This is a genomic window from Luteimonas sp. gir (genome assembly GCF_037198055.1).
In the GTDB taxonomy this organism is placed as follows: domain Bacteria; phylum Pseudomonadota; class Gammaproteobacteria; order Xanthomonadales; family Xanthomonadaceae; genus Luteimonas; species Luteimonas citri_A.
This window is the reverse complement of record NZ_JBBAXQ010000003.1, coordinates 22,265-38,025: the sequence shown is the minus strand read 5'-3', so window position 1 is coordinate 38,025 and position 15,761 is coordinate 22,265. Positions and strand designations below refer to the sequence as shown.

Annotated in this window: 16 protein-coding genes; 12 read left to right on the top strand and 4 right to left on the bottom strand. The window is 70.5% G+C overall.

Features of this window, described 5'->3' with window-relative positions:
• Window positions 1-7: 7 nt before the first annotated feature.
• Window positions 8-457, bottom strand: coding sequence for a hypothetical protein (locus tag WAF18_RS06635; RefSeq protein WP_337244411.1), 450 nt, complete (start codon window positions 455-457; stop codon window positions 8-10).
• Window positions 454-1,419, bottom strand: a complete 966-nt coding sequence (locus WAF18_RS06630; protein WP_337244410.1) for a hypothetical protein — start codon at window positions 1,417-1,419, stop codon at window positions 454-456. Before WAF18_RS06630 ends, WAF18_RS06635 begins: the two co-directional genes overlap by 4 nt.
• 306 nt (window positions 1,420-1,725) lie before the next feature.
• Here WAF18_RS06630 and WAF18_RS06625 point away from each other — a divergent pair, with 306 nt between their 5' ends.
• From WAF18_RS06625 to WAF18_RS06570, 12 genes are all read left to right on the top strand, one after another.
• Entirely contained in the window at window positions 1,726-2,025 is a 300-nt protein-coding gene (locus WAF18_RS06625; protein WP_337244409.1) for a hypothetical protein, read from the top strand.
• Between the two features lie 70 nt (window positions 2,026-2,095).
• Entirely contained in the window at window positions 2,096-3,010 is a 915-nt protein-coding gene (gene prmA, locus WAF18_RS06620) for a 50S ribosomal protein L11 methyltransferase (RefSeq protein ID WP_337244408.1), read from the top strand.
• Window positions 3,011-3,046: 36 nt separating this feature from the next.
• A complete protein-coding gene (locus tag WAF18_RS06615; protein ID WP_337244407.1) occupies window positions 3,047-3,820 on the top strand; it encodes a DUF3426 domain-containing protein in 774 nt (257 codons plus the stop codon).
• 125 nt (window positions 3,821-3,945) lie between these two features.
• Window positions 3,946-4,218, top strand: coding sequence for a DNA-binding transcriptional regulator Fis (fis, locus tag WAF18_RS06610; RefSeq protein ID WP_337244406.1), 273 nt, complete (start codon window positions 3,946-3,948; stop codon window positions 4,216-4,218).
• A 70-nt stretch (window positions 4,219-4,288) separates the two neighbouring features.
• A complete protein-coding gene (purH, locus tag WAF18_RS06605; RefSeq protein WP_337244405.1) occupies window positions 4,289-5,890 on the top strand; it encodes a bifunctional phosphoribosylaminoimidazolecarboxamide formyltransferase/IMP cyclohydrolase in 1,602 nt (533 codons plus the stop codon).
• A 169-nt stretch (window positions 5,891-6,059) separates the two neighbouring features.
• Window positions 6,060-6,944: a hypothetical protein gene (locus WAF18_RS06600; protein ID WP_337244404.1), complete on the top strand. Its 885-nt coding sequence runs from the start codon at window positions 6,060-6,062 to the stop codon at window positions 6,942-6,944.
• A gap of 85 nt (window positions 6,945-7,029) precedes the next feature.
• Window positions 7,030-8,322: a phosphoribosylamine--glycine ligase gene (purD, locus tag WAF18_RS06595; protein WP_337244403.1), complete on the top strand. Its 1,293-nt coding sequence runs from the start codon at window positions 7,030-7,032 to the stop codon at window positions 8,320-8,322.
• 41 nt (window positions 8,323-8,363) lie between these two features.
• Window positions 8,364-10,568, top strand: a complete 2,205-nt coding sequence (gene yccS, locus WAF18_RS06590) for a YccS family putative transporter (protein ID WP_337244402.1) — start codon at window positions 8,364-8,366, stop codon at window positions 10,566-10,568.
• Window positions 10,569-10,650: 82 nt separating this feature from the next.
• Window positions 10,651-11,145, top strand: coding sequence for an acyl-CoA thioesterase (locus tag WAF18_RS06585; protein WP_337244401.1), 495 nt, complete (start codon window positions 10,651-10,653; stop codon window positions 11,143-11,145).
• An 89-nt stretch (window positions 11,146-11,234) separates the two neighbouring features.
• Window positions 11,235-13,196: an MFS transporter gene (locus WAF18_RS06580; RefSeq protein ID WP_337244400.1), complete on the top strand. Its 1,962-nt coding sequence runs from the start codon at window positions 11,235-11,237 to the stop codon at window positions 13,194-13,196.
• 355 nt (window positions 13,197-13,551) lie between these two features.
• Complete coding sequence (locus WAF18_RS06575) at window positions 13,552-13,938, top strand: CD225/dispanin family protein (protein WP_183427745.1); 387 nt, start codon at window positions 13,552-13,554, stop codon at window positions 13,936-13,938.
• Window positions 13,938-14,387, top strand: a complete 450-nt coding sequence (locus tag WAF18_RS06570; RefSeq protein ID WP_337244399.1) for a DUF2752 domain-containing protein — start codon at window positions 13,938-13,940, stop codon at window positions 14,385-14,387. Before WAF18_RS06575 ends, WAF18_RS06570 begins: the two co-directional genes overlap by 1 nt.
• Window positions 14,388-14,394: 7 nt before the next feature.
• Here the strand turns inward: WAF18_RS06570 and nudC are convergent, their stop codons facing one another.
• Both nudC and erpA read right to left on the bottom strand, forming a co-directional pair.
• Window positions 14,395-15,282 (bottom strand): NAD(+) diphosphatase, encoded by an 888-nt coding sequence (nudC, locus tag WAF18_RS06565; protein ID WP_337244398.1) that lies wholly within the window; start codon window positions 15,280-15,282, stop codon window positions 14,395-14,397.
• Between the two features lie 96 nt (window positions 15,283-15,378).
• Window positions 15,379-15,753, bottom strand: a complete 375-nt coding sequence (gene erpA / locus WAF18_RS06560) for an iron-sulfur cluster insertion protein ErpA (protein WP_183427748.1) — start codon at window positions 15,751-15,753, stop codon at window positions 15,379-15,381.
• Window positions 15,754-15,761 lie beyond the last annotated feature (8 nt).

Genomic DNA, 15,761 nt, shown 5'->3' with positions numbered 1-15,761 from the left:
GACCATCTCAGTCGACGTGCGCGTTCGCACCGGGCGCGCGGCGTGCCGGCGTCGCCGTCGATACTGGCACCACCTGCACCTCGGCCTGCGTGGACGGCACACCGCTCGCGCCGACCTGCGAGCCTTCCACCAGTTGCGTGCCGTGTTCGCTCGATTGGCTGACGATGCGCACCAGCTCGCTCGACCCATCCGGCCAGACCACACGGAATGTGGCCCCGGGCGGCAACGTCCGAAACGGGGTCGGGCTCTGCGCGCGATACAACGCGGCCACCTGCGCAGCGCCGAGGCGGCGCTGTTCGGGCGGCGCCTCGATGGTGGTCTCGGCGACTTCGGCCAGGCCACCGTAATGGTCGCCGATCGCATCGACGACCACCCCTGCGACCGCGACCGAGTAGCCGAAGAAGACCGCAGCCCAGAACCAGAACCGTACCCTGCGCGAAAACGCCCGCTGCTTCATCTCATCACCATCCCGACCTGCCGGTCGCGTCGTAGTTCAGCTGTCATCTCTTCGATCTGTTCGGCGTCCTGCGGCGGCGACGCCTCCCGGACGAACGCCGAGAAATCCTGGCTCTCATCCTGAGCGCAGATGCCACCCTCGGCGCAGTACCGGGTCATCAGCGCCCCGTCACCGCTGCAATCCAGGCCCAGGCCGCAGGCCGCGTTGTGCCAGGCGGTCTCCGCGTTCTGGGAGCCGGCCACGCGACCGGCCAGCGCCGGATCCCCGGCCGCCGCCTCGCCCATCGCCGGGGCCAGTGCGGTGTAGGCATCCGGGTCGGCCGATTCGAGCACGCGGTCGACCAGCCCCCGGCGATAGTCCTCGTCGTCGGCCAGCGGCGCGCCCATCGACAGCAACGCCGCCTCGGCCGGCAGGCTGCCGGCCAGCGCCGCCTCGCGCCGTTGTTCCACCAATTGCACGAAACTCGGCGCGTCGTCGGCGACGAAGCGGCCGCAGCGGCGCTCGATCCGGGCGCGCGCGTCCCGCAGCGGGCGCGCGGCCGGCAGGGGCAGACTGGCGAGCAACAAGGTGTCGCGTGCGTAGTCGACCGGCGCCCGGGCATAGCCGGCGCAGTACTCATGGATCCGGCTGACCAGCCAGCGCGCCTCGGCGTCGCCGCTCTCGGCCAGCGGCAGCAATCGCTGCGCGAGTGCGAACAGATCCTGCGACCGCTCGAAGGCCTGCCGCGGCGAGACCGGGACCGCCGAGGCCACGCGCTGCGAGGTGGCATGGCGCGTCGTCCGTCCCAACCGTGGGGTCGTCTTTGTCGCAGCCCCAGACACCCGCGACATGGCGAATGCATCGCCAACCGGCGCCGCGTCACGGCTCCGGTTCGCCGCAGCCGGTGCATCGGCACGCGAGAACGCCAGCCCCAGGACCACGGCGGCGGCGAGCACGAGGGCGGCGGCGACTCTCAGATGCAAGGTGGGCTTCCGGCAGGTCCGGGCAGGAGCGGGATCGCCCACGCCGAGCCATTCGACCTGGGCGGCAATGCCGCCGGCGCGCGCAGAACCGGGCGGGACCGCGATTGTAGCCCATCGCGGCAGCCCACCCGGGCGGGATCCCAGCCGCAATCTGTGACTGCCATCACGTCACCGCACGCGAGCTCACACACCCTGCAGGGCGGACCTCAGTGGTGGCGTCCGGCGCTCCCTTCTGAGACGCGCGTTGACATGCTGCATGCACCCGCCGCCCGCAAGGTGATGTGCCGCCCTTTCTCGGAGCCCGCCATGCGTCCTACGCCGTTCGTGCGCCCGCTTGCCGCCGCCCTCGCCTCGCTGGTCCTGTTCGCCGCCGCCGGCTGCGACCGCCGCGATCAGCAAGAAGCGCTATCGACCGACCCGCAGACCGTGCCGCCGCCCGACCACGCGGCCACCCGCAATCCGGACGCGGGCGCGGGCGTCACCGCTCAGGACGTGGACGGCGACCGCACCGCCGCGCCCCCGGCCGACAGCGTCGAGCAGGGCCCGCTGTCGGAACCCGTTGGCGACCCCGCGCCGCCGCCGCCCGACCCGCCGCCGGCCCCTTGAGCGACACTGCGGCCTTTACGCGCCGGGACATGGGACCGAAGATGCCGGCCCCACGTCGCGGAAATTCACCATGCCTCACCTCGAACTGAGCCTGCGCTGCAGCGAAGCCGAGCAGCCACGCTATGCGCGCGCGCTCGAAGACGTGGGGGCCCTGGCGGTGACGATGCTCGACGCCGACGCCGATACCTCCAACGAGCAGGCGATCCTGGAGCCGGGCGTGGGCGAGACACCGTTGTGGAACTCCGTGGTGCTGACCGCGTTGTTCGAGGTCGACACCGACGCGCTGGCGCTGCTGGCCGCGCTCGAGTCCTTCGACGGCGGGCTCGACTGGACCCGTGCCGGCTTCGCCAAGGTCGAGGACCAGGACTGGGAGCGGGCCTGGATGGACCAGTACGTGCCGCTGCGCTTCGGCGCGCGCACCTGGATCGTCCCTTGGAACAGCGAGGTCCCCGAGGAAGCCGGCGACGATGCGGCGATCGTCCGCCTCGATCCCGGCCTGGCCTTCGGCTCGGGTACCCACCCCACGACCTCGCTGTGCCTGCAGTGGCTCGATGGGTTGGCCACCGATGGCGTGCTCGACGGCTGCACCGTGCTCGACTACGGCTGCGGCAGCGGCATCCTCGCGCTCGCCGCGCTCAAGCTGGGCGCCGCGCAGGCGATCGGCGTCGACAACGATCCGCAGGCGCTCCAGGCCTCGGGCGACAACGCCGCGCGCAATGGCGTGGACACGGCCCTGACGGTGTTTCTGCCCAGCGACGCGCCACAGGCGAGCTATCCGGTGGTGGTCGCCAACATCCTGGCCACCGCGCTCGATGCCCTGGCCGAGACGCTGGCAGAGCGCGTCGCACCGGGTGGGCGGATCGCGCTGTCGGGCATTCTCGACGGCCAGGAAGAAGCGCTGCTGCGACGCTATCGCCCCTGGTTCGAGCAGTTGGCGGTCACGCGCGAAGGCGATTGGGTCCGCATCGACGGCGTGCGGCGCTGAGCCCGCATCCGCGCAAGCCCATGCTTCAATAGCCGGATGTTCATCCATTGCCGGCACTGCGGCGACCTGGTCGCCACCGACCGGGCGACCGGCCTGCCACCGGCGCGCTGCCCGCGTTGCGCCGGTGTCTTGCATGCCGCCGCCCCGCCCGAGCCGACGGTCTCGGTAGCCAGTCTGCTCAGACCGCGCCCCGACCCCGCGGCGCCGCCGATGGCGGTGACGTCCGCCGCGGCGCCGCCCGCGCCGCCCGCCGAGCCGACGCGCAAGGCATCCTCCCCGCCCCCGGACGACGCGTCGCGTACCGTCCCGAGTTTCGCCCGCTCGCGTGTCGCCGCTGCCTCGCCCCGCGCACGGCGATGGCTGTGGGTCGCCGCTGTTGGGCTGGCCCTGCTGCTGGTCCTGCAGGGCCTGCTTGCCGAGCGCGCGCGACTGGCTGCCCACCCGGCCTGGCGCCCCGCGCTGGAGCGCCTGTGCGGCGCGCTGGGCTGCGCGCTGCCGCCCTGGCGCGAGCCCGCGGCGCTGGCGCTGCTCGCGCGCGATGTCCGTGCCGAGCCCGAGGATCCGACCCGTCTGCAGGTCAGCGCGGCCTTCCGCAACGACGCGCGCTGGCCGCAAGCCTGGCCGCAACTGCGGCTGGTGCTGTCAGACATCGATGGCTACGTGATCGGCAGCCGCGTGTTCACGGCCCAGGAGTATCTGGGCGGCGCGCCGCCTGCGCCGACGCTCGCGCCCGGCGCCACTGCGCACGTTCGCCTGACGCTCAAAGAGCCTGGGCCCGGCGCGGTCTCGTTCGCCTTCGAACTGCTGTAGACAGGCCTGTACCGCTGGTCGGCGCGTTTGTCCGGTCGCCGCGCCGCACGATAGACTCACCCAGCCGCCATGCCCGCGCTGCCGACGCCACCCGCCGTCGGCGCTTTATCCGCTCGAGAGCCGCCTTGAACGCAGACCGATCCGACAGCAGCACGCGCGAGGCGCCACGGACCCCGCTGCGCGAGCATGTCGCCACCTCGATCCAGCGCTATCTGGGCGATCTCAACGGCAACGACACCGACAACCTCTACGAGGTCGCACTGCGCGAGCTGGAGATTCCGCTGTTTGCCGAGGTGCTCAATTTCTGCGATGGCAATCAGAGCCGCGCGGCCGCGATGCTGGGCATCCATCGTGCGACGCTGCGCAAGAAGCTGCGCGAGTACGGGTTGACCCAGTAACGCCCGCCACGCAGGGCGCGCTGGCCGCGGCCGCTATAATCGCGGGCTCTTTCCGCTCCGCAGCCACCCCATGACCGTCTCCGCTTCGTCCGGCGCGCCCGTGCAGATCCGCCGCGCCCTGCTGTCCGTTTCCGACAAGACCGGCCTGCTCGATCTGGCCCGCGCGCTGGCTGCGCGCAACGTCGAGCTGCTGTCGACCGGCGGCACCGCCAAGGCGCTGCGCGAGGCCGGGTTGGCGGTACGCGACGTCAGCGACGTCACCGGCTTTCCCGAAATCATGGACGGACGCGTCAAGACGCTGCACCCCAAGGTCCATGGCGGCCTGCTGGGGCGTCGCGGTACCGACGATGCGGTGATGGCCGAGCACGGCATCGAGGCGATCGACCTGCTGGTGCTCAACCTCTATCCGTTCGAGCGCGTGGCCTTTGCCACGGATGCGAAGTTCGACGACATCGTCGAGAACATCGACATCGGCGGGCCGGCGATGCTGCGCGCGGCCGCGAAGAACTTCGCACACGTCGCGGTCGCGACCGACCCGGCGCAGTACCCCGCACTGATCCAGGAGCTCGATGCCCACGATGGCGCGCTGTCGGCCGCGACCCGGTTCGCATTGTCGGTCGCCGCATTCAACCGCGTCGCTCAGTACGACGCGCGCATCAGCGATGTGTTGTCGGCGATCGCCGAGCCGTCGGATGCCGGCGCGGCCAAGCGCGCGCCGTTCGGCGGCCAGAGCAACGGCAACTTCGTCAAGGTCATGGACCTGCGCTACGGCGAGAATCCGCACCAGCAGGCCGCGTTCTACCGCGACCTGTATCCGGTGCCCGGCACGTTGGCGACCTTCACCCAGTTGCAGGGCAAGGAACTGTCGTACAACAACATCGCCGACGCCGATGCTGCGTGGGAATGCGTGCGTCAGTTCGATGCCCCGGCCTGTGTGATCGTCAAGCACGCCAATCCCTGCGGCGTCGCCGTCGGTGCGGCCTGCGGCGATGCCTACGAACTGGCCTACGCCACCGATCCGACTTCGGCCTTCGGCGGCATCATCGCGTTCAACCGCAAGCTCGATGCCGCGACGGCAAAGGTCATTCTCGATCGCCAGTTCGTCGAGGTGCTGATCGCGCCCGACTTCGATCCCGCCGCGCTCGATTACGCGACCAAGAAGGCCAATGTGCGCGTGCTGCGCATTCCGCACGGCGATGGTCGCAACAACACCGACGTCAAGCGCGTGGGCTCGGGTCTGCTGATGCAGACCGCCGACGTGCGCGAGGTGACCGCCGACGAATTGAAGGTCGTGACCCAGCGCGCGCCGACCCAGGCGCAGTTGGGCGACCTGCTGTTCGCCTGGCGGGTGGCCAAGTTCGTGAAGTCCAACGCGATCGTCTATGCCAAGGACCAGCGTACGATCGGTGTCGGCGCCGGGCAGATGAGCCGGGTGTACTCGGCACGCATCGCCGGCATCAAGGCGGGCGACGCCGGCCTGGTGGTCCCCGGCTCGGTCATGGCCTCCGATGCGTTCTTCCCGTTCCGCGACGGCATCGACGCCGCGGCCGAAGCCGGCATCACGGCGGTGATCCAGCCCGGCGGCTCGATGCGCGACAACGAGGTGATCGCCGCAGCCGACGAACACGGCATCGCGATGGTGTTCACGGGCGTGCGTCACTTCCGGCATTGATGCCAGCGGGGCTGGCATCAATCCCAAGGTTCGCTGCGCAAACCTCGGGCCCCGGCCAGCGGCTTCGCTTTCCCTCCGCGCCGATAGCGCGGAGGGGGCTTTCGAGCGCTCACTCCGGCCTCGCGGTACGCGCGCTATGGTCGGCGCCCATCCGCTCATGGAGGTTGCGATGGCACGTGCATCTTGGTGGTACCCTGCGTCGAAGCGCGGTTGGCCGGTCGTACTGGCCACGACGCTGGCGTTGACCGCCTGCGGCCAGGCGCAGCCCCCGGCCGCCGCAGCGCTGCCGGCGACGACGGCCGAGGCGGTGGCCACACCTGTACGTGAGCCGACCCGCGTCGACGGCACGGCGGCCGATGACGGCGAGCCCGTGGGCCTGCCCGGCGGCTGGGTTCGCGACTACCTGGTGACCCAGTACGGCGAACTCGCGCAACTCGTCGGCACCTGGCCGGGCCACCCGGTCGCTGCCGGCCTGGGTGAGGACGCGGCCGAGCGCGAGGTCTGCGCACGCGCTGCGATCGGCACTGCCGACACCCCCGCCGAGCTGGTCGCGGTCTGCGGTGTCCCCGACGGCGCCGGTCATGTCACCGGTGCGCTGGTCGACCTCTTCCTGCTCGAGGCCGACGACGGCCGTGCCGTGGCCGCGGCCCGGCAGCACCTCACCGATTACGGCAGCAGTGGCGACGTCGCCGACGTGCGCGTCCAACGCTTTGGCGCGGCGCTGTACGGCGTGATGATCGAGGACGGCTTCACCGGCCAGGGCATCACGGTCGGCGCCCGCAGCCTCCTGTTGCCGCACGCGGGCGGCTTCCGCGAAGCGGCGACGGTGCGCAGCAGCCTCGAGCATCCCCAGGCGCCGGACGACGCGCTCGATCTCGCCTTCGACCTGACGGTGGACGACCGCGACCGGAAGGCTCCCGCGTGGCCACTGGTGATCCGCGAACACGGCGAGGCTTGCGGCCGATACGTGGACCGCGAATACCGGCTGGCGTTCGACCCGGCCACCGGTACCTGGCCCGTCCCCGCGGCATTGCAGCGCGACAGTTGCGATTGAGTGCAGGACAGATCTACCGCGCGCCTACCGCGCCCGCTGCGCAGGGCCGATAGACTAGTCGCCCCTCCGCTTCTCTCGGCTACGCATGAAGAAGGTTCTGGTCATCGGTTCGGGCGGCCGCGAGCACGCGCTGGCCTGGAAGCTCGCACAGTCGCCGCAGGTCGGCGAGGTGCTGGTCGCACCGGGCAACGCGGGCACCGCGCGCGAGGCCGGTTGCCGCAACGTCGATGTCGCCGCCACCGATCTGGACGCATTGCTCGCGCTGGCACGCGACCAGGGCGTGGCCTTCACCGTCGTCGGACCCGAGGCGCCGCTGGTCGCCGGCGTCGTCGACCGGTTCCGCGGCGCCGGCCTGCGCATCTTCGGGCCGACCGCCGGCGCCGCGCAGCTCGAGGGCAGCAAGGCGTTCGCGAAGGATTTCCTGGCCCGCCACGGCATCCCGACCGCCGCCTATGCGGTGTTCACCGATGCCGACACCGCGATCGAATACGTGCGGCAGCACGGCGCGCCGATCGTGGTCAAGGCCGACGGTCTGGCCGCCGGCAAGGGCGTCATCGTCGCCGCCACGCTGGACGAGGCGGAAGCGGCGATCCACGACATGCTTTCGGGTAACGCCTTCGGCAGCGCCGGTGCGCGCGTGGTGATCGAGGAGTTCCTCGACGGCGAGGAAGCGAGCTTCATTTCGATGGTCGACGGTACGACCGCGCTGCCGATGGCGACCAGCCAGGACCACAAACGCGTGGGCGATGGCGACACCGGCCCCAACACCGGCGGCATGGGCGCCTACTCGCCGGCTCCGGTCGTGACTCCGGATGTGCACGCGCGGATCATGCGCGAGGTCGTCGAACCGACCGTACGCGGCATGGCCGCCGACGGCGTGCCGTTCACCGGCTTCCTCTACGCCGGGCTGATGATCGATGCCTCCGGCGCGCCGAAGGTCATCGAGTTCAATGTCCGGTTCGGCGACCCGGAAACACAGCCGGTGATGATGCGGCTGACCTCGGATTTCGCCGCGCTGATCGAAGCTGCGATCGACGGCGCGCTCGCTGGCGTGCAGGCGCAGTGGGACCCGCGCCCGGCGCTGGGCGTGGTCATGGCCGCCGAGCACTATCCCGATACGCCGCGCACGGGCGATGCGATCAACACCTGGGACACGCCGCCATTACCTGACACCAAGGTCTTCCATGCCGGCACCCGGCTCGACGCACACGGCCAGGCGGTGACCGCGGGCGGGCGCGTGCTGTGCGTCGTCGCGCTCGGTGAGTCTGTGGCCGATGCCCAGCATCGCGCCTACGGCGAGATCGCCGGCATCTCCTGGCCGGGCGAGTTCCATCGCAAGGACATCGGCTGGCGCGCGATCGAACGCGAGCGCAGCTAAGGCCCCACCGCGCCGAACCCGCACGACCGTCCCGCGCCCGCATGCCCTCCCCGATCAATGAGCGCCTGACCCGGCTGTGGGCCCATGAGAAGGCCAGCACCGCGCTGCGCGTATCGATCGCGTTCGGCGGTGCGATGGCGCTGTGCTGGCAGTTCCAGCAGTTGGCCGCATTGCCGGCGGTGTTCCTGGGCATCATCGCCAGCGCGATCGCCGAGACCGACGACAACGGCTTTGGCCGGACCAAGGCGGTGCTGCTGTCGCTGCTGTGCTTCGGCGCCGCTGCCGGCGCGATCACGCTGCTGTTTCCCTACCCGCTGGCCTTCATTGCCTGCCTGGCGGCCACCACGTTCGCACTGACCCTGCTCGGCGCCCTGGGCGAACGCTACGCATCCATCGCCCAGGGCACGGTGGCGCTGATGCTGTATGCGGCGATCGGCATCGACCAGCACGGCGTTGGCGACGCCGAGGCAGCCTGGCGCGGCGCGGGCCAGTTGCTCGCCGGCGCGGCCTGGTACGGCGCGCTGTCGATCCTGTGGACGATCCTGTTCGCCAACCGTCCCGTCCGCGAGCGGCTGGCCCGGCTGTTCGCCGAACTGGGTCGCTACCTGCAGTTGAAGGCGGCGCTGTTCGAGCCGATCCGCGACCGTGACCTGCACGCACGCCGGCTCGCGCTGTCGGAGCAGAACGCGCGCGTGGTCGCGGCGCTTGAGGCCACAAAGAACGCGATCATCAGCCGGTTCGGTCGCTCCGGCCGCCCGGGCGTGCAATCGGGGCTGTACTTCCGCCTGTACTACATGGCGCAGGAATTCCACGAGCGCGCCAGCTCGTCCCACTACCCTTACGAGGCGCTGGCCGAGGCGTTCTTCCACAGCGACGTGCTCTACCGCGGCCAACGGCTGCTCGAGCTTCAGGGCCGCGCCTGCCGCGCGCTCGGCGAGGCGATCCGTCTGCGCCGCCCGTTCCAGTACGGTGCCGGCACACGCCAGGCGATGGTCGATCTGCGCCAGTCGCTCGACCACCTGCACGCGCGCGGCGACGGCCGGCAGACCCGCTTGCTCGCCTCGCTCGAATCCTTGGTGCGCAATCTGCAGGCGATCGACCGTCGACTGGCCGAGGACACCCTGTCCGACGCACCGCTCGATGGCATGGACACACGCCTGCGCGATGCCTCGCCGCACACCCTGCGCGAGATGGCCACGCGCCTGGGGCGGCAGCTGAGCCCGACCTCGGTGCTGTTCCGGCATGGCCTGCGCATGGCGATCGCGCTGTGCGCCGGCTATGCGGTCATGCATGCGATCGGCGCACGCAACGGGTTCTGGATACTGCTGACCATCGCTTTCGTCTGCAGACCGAGCTTCGGTGCGACGCGCCGGCGCCTGGCCCAGCGCATCGCCGGCACCCTGCTCGGCCTGGCCGCCACCTGGGCGTTGATGCAGCTGTTCGTCGGCGTGGAGGTCCAGTTGCTGCTGGCGTTGCTGGCCGCGGTGGTGTTCTTCGTCAGCCGCACCGATCGCTACGCGCTCGCGACCGCAGCGATCACGGTGATGGCGCTGCTGTGCTTCAACCTGATCGGCGATGGCTTCGTGCTGATCTGGCCGCGCCTGCTCGACACGCTGATCGGCTGCGCGATCGCCGCGGCCGCCTCGTTCCTGATCCTGCCCGACTGGCGCGGCCGGCAACTCCACCTGGTCATGGCCGGGGTCGTCGATGCCCACGCGCGCTACCTGGGCCAGGTCTTGGAGCAATACCGCAGCGGTATGCGCGACGACCTGCCCTACCGAGTCGCCCGGCGCGACATGCACAACGCCGAGGCGGCACTGTCGGTGGCCTTGTCCAACCGGCTGCGCGAACCCGGACGCTACCGGCGCGACCTCGACGCGGCCTTCCGGTTCCTCGCCGTGTCCAATACCGCGCTCGGCTATCTGTCGGGACTGGGCGCGCACCGCGGCACGCTGGACAGCGAGGCCGATGAGGCGGTGTTCGCGGCTGGGGCGCATCTGCAGCGCGCGCTGGCGCAGATCGCGGCCGCGCTGTCCGCGCGCCGGGCGCCCCCGGCCGTCGACGCAGCCGCGGAGACCGCGATGGCCGAGGCGCTCGAACGCGCCGGCGATGCCACGGACGATCCGCGGCGCCGGCTGCTGGGCACCCAACTGGCCTTGCTGCTGCGCCTGCTGCCGGATCTGCGCAACGCCGCCGAGGCCGCTGGTGCACCGGCGGCGAATTCTCGCCTCGCGGCGGCCGGCTGAGCGGCCGTGACATACACGCCGACCCGATGACGGCCGCCACCGCGCGTGCCATTCTCCAGGCCGTTCCCACCAGGCCCACCGCATGATCCCAGGCAACGCCACGCTGACCATGTCCGTGTTGATGACGCCGGACATGGCCAACTTCTCCGGCAACGTGCACGGCGGCACGCTGCTCAAGTATCTCGACGAGGTGGCCTACGCCTGCGCCAGTCGCTACGCCGGGCGTTACGTGGTCACGCTGTCGGTCGACCAGGTGACCTTCCGCGAACCGGTCCATGTCGGCGAACTGGTGACGTTCCTGGCCTCGGTCAACTACACCGGCCGCACGTCGATGGAAGTGGGCATCAAGATCATCGCCGAGAACATCCAGGCCCGCTCGGTCCGCCACACCAACAGTTGCTTCTTCACGATGGTCGCGGTCGACGCCGACGGGCGCCCGGTGCCGGTCCCGCCGCGCGAGCCGGTCAATGCCGAGGAGCGCCGGCGCTTCGAGCAAGGCCGGCAGCGGCGCCAGATCCGCCAGGAACTGGAGCAACGCTACCGGGCGGTCCGTGGCGCGAGTGATGCGACGCCGTGACCGCATCGCACCATTGCGCGCCATGAAGCCGTCTGGTCGGACTGCAATGCCGACCTGCTAGGCTCCGCGCAGTCCGTCCAGGAGCCGCCATGTCAGGCCAGTCCCAGTTCGCCCTACTGCGGCAGCGGCGCTTCCTGCCCTACTTCACGGTCCAGGCGCTCGGCGCGTTCAACGACAACGTCTACCGGCAATCGGTGATCGCGCTGCTGTTCTTCCTCGGCGTCGGCACCGCGGAGCGCACGCTCTACACCAATCTCGCGCCGGCGCTGTTCATCCTGCCCTACTTCCTGTTCTCGGCGATCGCCGGCCAGATCGCCGAGAAGCTCGAGAAGCAGAAGCTGATCGTGATCACGACCGCGATGGAGATCGCGATCATGTCGTTGGCCGCCGCGGGCTTCCTGCTGCAGAGCATGCCGGTGCTGCTGGTCGCGCTGTTTCTGACCGGCACCCAGTCGACCCTGTTCGGCCCGGTGAAGTATTCGATCCTGCCCTCGGTGCTGCGGCCCGAAGAGCTCACCGGCGGCAACGGCCTGGTCGAGATGGGCACGTCGATCTCGATCCTGGCCGGCATGATCTACGGCGGCCTAGTGTTCAAGCTTGCCGGCAGCCACGGCCCCGAAGCCGCTGCGGCCTCGGTGGTCGCGCTGGCGGTCGCCGGCAACCTGGTCGCACGGCTGATCCCGAAGGTGGATGCCGGCGCGCCGACGCTGACGATCAACTGGAACCCGATTCCCGAATCGCGGGCGGTGATGCGCCTGGCCAGGCGCCAGCTGGCGGTGCGCAACGCGATCCTGGGCGTGTCCTGGTTCTGGTTCGTCGGCACGGTGCTGACCGCGCAGTTGCCGACCTACGCCGAGGTCTATCTGGGCGGCGTGGTCAACGACACCGCGCTGTACATCTTCGCGCTGGCCCTGTTCTCGGTCGGCGTGGGCGCCGGCTCGCTGCTGTGCGAAAAGCTGTCCGGACGCATCGTCGAGATCGGCCTGGTGCCCGTCGGCGCCTTCGGTATCAGCGCGATGCTGCTCGACCTGTACTTCGCCCGGCCCGGCCTGCCGCCGCAGACCGGCCTGACAATCGCCGCCTTCCTCGACGCGCCCGGCGGCTGGCGCATCGTGGCCGACCTGATCGGGGTGGGCCTGTTCACCGGCATCTTCGTCGTCCCGCTGTTCGCGCTGATCCAGAGCCGCACGCCGCGTTCGGAACTATCGCGGGTGATCGCCGGGCTCAACATCCAGAACTCGCTGTTCATCGTTGCCGCAGCGGTGATCGGCGTGCTGGTACAGCGTGAGTCGCTGTCGCTGGGCGGCCTGACGCTGCCGTTGCCGGGCCTGACCGTGCCGCAGATGTTCCTGGCCCTGGCGATCGCCAACCTGCTGGTCGCGATCTGGATCTTCACCATCGTGCCAGAGTTCCTGATGCGCCTGGCCAGCATGCTGCTGGTCCGCACGCTCTACCGATTGCGCGAGCGCGACGTCGATCCGGCGATCCCGGCAGACGGCGCGGCCCTGATCGTCTGCAACCATGTCAGCTACATGGATGCGCTGATCCTGTCGGCGGCGATCCCGCGGCCGGTGCGGTTCGTGATGGACCACCGGATCTTCGCGATCCCCGGGCTGCGCTGGATCTTCCGGCACGCCAAGGCGATTCCGATCGCCGGTGCCAAGGACGACCCGGCGCTGATGCAGCGCGCGTTCGACGCCATCGATGCCGCCCTGGCGCAGGGTGAACTGGTCGGCATCTTTCCCGAAGGCCGGCTGACGAGCGATGGCGAGATCGCCACCTTCCGCACGGGGGTGGAGCGCATCCTGGCGCGCGCCCAGGCGCGCGGCCAGCAGGTGCCGGTGGTCGCGCTGGCGCTGCGTGGCATGTGGACCAGCATGTGGAGCCGGCACCATGCCCATGCCGGCAGCCGGTTCGCCCGCATGCGCGTGCCGCGGCGCCTGCGCGCCCGCATCGAGGTCGTCGCCGCACCGCGGATCGACGCGTCGGCCGATCTCACCGCTCCGAGGCTCGAGGCCGAGGTGCGGGCGCTCCGCGGCGATGCCGCCTGAGCGTATGCCCTCTGCCCGCCGGTGTCCGGCTCGGGTACGCTTGCGTCCATTCAGGTCCGCCCACGTCGGACCGACCGTTCTCGGGGAGCCACATGCCAATCGGGCCCACGTCATCGAAGCCTGCACAGCGCGTGCGCGCGTGCAGCGCAGCGTCGATTTCCGCCCCCGTCTCCGCCGCCCTGTTCAGCGGGTGGCGTGCCAGACGGCCGGTTCCATGCCGCCCGCCTGCAGCAGGTGACAGGACGGGACCTCGGCGTCCACATCTCCACGACGCCGTCTCCACCTAGGCTGCACGCGTTGCCCCAATCCGAGCATTCCGTCACACCCTCCCGCCATCCTCCAGGAGCGCACCACCATGAGCACCATCCCACCGCCCCCGCCGCCGCCCAATCCCTATGACGCCCCCGGTACGCCGCTGCCCGGCACGCCGATCGCGCCGGGCACGGTGCCCAACCACCTGGCATGGTCGATCATCGCCACCGTGCTCTCGCTGTGCCTGTGCTGCATCGTCGGCACGATCCCGGGCATCGTCGCGATCGTGTTCGCCGCCAAGGTCAACACGCTGCTGGGCCAAGGCGATTTGGCAGGCGCACAGCGCGCGTCCAACACCGCCAAGACCTGGTGCTGGGTCACCACCGGCCTGTGCATCATCGGCCTGCTGTGGACGATCTACTCGCTGACGCTGGGTGGCGGCATGGAGCAATACCAGATGATCTTCGACCAGATCCAGAGCGACATCTGATGTCCCACGTGCACGGCCAGCGCCCCTTGGCGCGCGTGCGCGCCGCCACCGTCGCCCTCGCGGGCGGCGGTCTGGCGGCGGCCGCGACCGGTGTCTGGCTGCTGCGCACGTTCGATCCCAATGCCCCGGGCAGCCCCTTCCCGCCGTGCATGTTCTACGCCGCGACCGGATGGGTCTGTCCCGGCTGCGGCCTGACCCGCTGCCTGCACGCGCTGGTCCATGGCGACCTGCCGCAGGCGTTCTCAATGAACCCGCTGCTGCTGGTGCTGCTCGCGCTCTCCCCACTCGCACTCGCATGGCGCATGGGATGGCGGCCCGCCTGGCTGCAGCCGGTCGCTGCGCGCTTGTCGACGGCGACGTTCTGGCTGGTGCTGCTGTCGGTCTACTGGGTCGCGCGCAACCTGCCGTGGCCGCCGTTCACCTGGCTTGCGCCCGGCGGACTCGGCTGACAGCCCTTCAACCGGCCTCGGCGCCGGTCTGCAATGCGTACCAGCGTGCGATCAGCCAGCGCGAGATCGACAGCGCGGGCGACAACGACAGCTCCGGATTGGCATCGCGCAACGCCGCGCCGATCGCATCGGCATCGAACCAGCGCGCGTCCTCCAGCTCGTCGTTGACGCGCGGGACGTCGGGCTCGGCCTCGGCGAGAAAACCGAGCATCAGCGAGGACGGGAACGGCCAGGGCTGCGAGGCGAGATACCGGCAACTGCGCACCCGCACCGCGCTTTCCTCGAACACTTCGCGTCCGACCGTCTGTTCGAGCGTCTCGCCCGGCTCGACGAAGCCGGCGAGCGTGGAATAGCGGCGTGGCGCCCAGGCCGCCTGGCGGCCCAGCAGCAACCGCGTGCCGTCGGTCACCGCGACGATGATCGCCGGATCGGTGCGCGGATAGTGCTCGGTGCCGCATTGCGGACAGCGGCCGAGCCAACCGGCCCGCGCCCACTGCAGCGCCGCGCCGCAAGCGCCGCAGTAGCGGTGCCGCGCACGCCAGTGCAGCACCGCGCGCGCCTGTGCGAAGGCGGTGGAGTCGCGTAACGGCCACGATGCCGCAGCGCTGCGCAGATCCACCACCCCGTGTACCGACAGGCCCTCGGGCGCATCGCCCGCAGGCAGCGCAAACCAACCCTGCTCGCCGTGCAGGCCGAGGAACACTGCAGAATCCGGGCGCTCGCCCAGCGCGGTCCCGGTCAACGCAGGGGGCGCGCCGTCGGCGTCGACGGCCGCATCGCCATGCGCATCGAGCACCAGCACACGCGCCTCGGGCCACAGCCGCGACAGCACGGCGCTGTCGGTACGCAGATGTTCGGCGCGGTCGAGCGGCGCCTCGACGAAACGAAAGTCCATGCGCAGATTATGGCCGGCCGCGGTGTCGCGATGGCGACATGGACCGCTGAGTCGTGCACCGACCGGCGACACTCGCGCCGGCCAGCCGCCCGCCGGTCAGACCGTGAAGCTGCTGCCGCAGCCGCAGGTCGACTTCGCGTTGGGGTTGCGGATCGTGAACTGCGCGCCGTGCAGGCTCTCGACGTAGTCCACCGCTGCGCCCATCAGGTACTGCAGGCTCAGCGGATCGACCACCAGGGTGACGTCGTCGGTGACGATCGCCAGATCGTCCTCGGCGCGCTCTTCGTCGAACTCGAAGCCGTACTGGAAGCCCGAACAGCCCCCACCCTGGATATAGACGCGCAGGTTCAGCGCGGGATTGCCCTCGCCTTCGATCAACTCGCGCACCTTGGCCGCCGCGGCGGGCGTGAATTCCAGCGGCCGCTCCAGGGACTGGTAGCCGGGGCCCTCGATGGTCAGCACTTCGCTCATGGCCGACA